This is a genomic window from Prevotella pallens ATCC 700821, from assembly GCF_000220255.1.
GTDB classification, from domain to species: domain Bacteria; phylum Bacteroidota; class Bacteroidia; order Bacteroidales; family Bacteroidaceae; genus Prevotella; species Prevotella pallens.
This window is the reverse complement of sequence record NZ_GL982539.1, coordinates 1-737: the sequence shown is the minus strand read 5'-3', so window position 1 is coordinate 737 and position 737 is coordinate 1. Positions and strand designations below refer to the sequence as shown.

Annotated in this window: 1 protein-coding gene; it reads left to right on the top strand. The window is 37.6% G+C overall.

Annotated elements, in window-relative coordinates:
* Positions 1-737, top strand: a 737-nt coding sequence (locus HMPREF9144_RS13620; RefSeq protein WP_006046528.1) for a hypothetical protein, incomplete at both ends; no start/stop codon positions are given.

Sequence of the window (737 nt, the reverse complement as noted above, 5' to 3'; positions counted from 1 at the left end):
CTACGCAGACGATCATCTTGGCGTAGCCGTCTATGTAAGGGTTCATAATCGAGGAAAAAAAGATTACGAAGGAGGGAAATATCTTCACATGTATTGGGCTTGTGCATCTACAGGGTTGACAAACAAGGCTTGGAGAGGGCAAGAGTATTATATAAACGGAAATATTACAGGCGGACATATGACACCCATACTCATCAAGTCAATAAAAGCAGGAGAAAGCAGAATAGTATGTGTTTCATGGTCTTTGCCCAGAGATTTGTATTCTGAAGATAATGGGACAGAAAAGCACCATTTCTGTTTGTTAGGACAGATTTACGATGAAGGAAATCCCGAATTAAAGGGAGATTATCCGGCAGTAAAATGGAGTAATGACATTGCACAAAAAAATGTGTCGATTATCTCCAAAAAAGATCTTTCAAAAGGAACTAATGTTTTCGTACGAAACATTTACAAGGGAAATCATAAATATTCACTTGAAATACGACCTCGTAAGTTAGAAGATAAACTTCTTCTTTCCAAAGCAAGATTAAAGATGGAAATGACATCACCTATATATGAGGCATGGAAACGTGGAGGGTGTAAGGCAAGGAGCATAGCCTACACTCCTACATTAACCCCCCAAAAAATAGAATTCAATTCATGGGATAGTCGTTTAGAAGACATTTGTATGAATGGATCGGATTTTGAAAAGGTAAAGATAAATATCGATTTCAAAACTCCAGCAATAAAATCTGGGG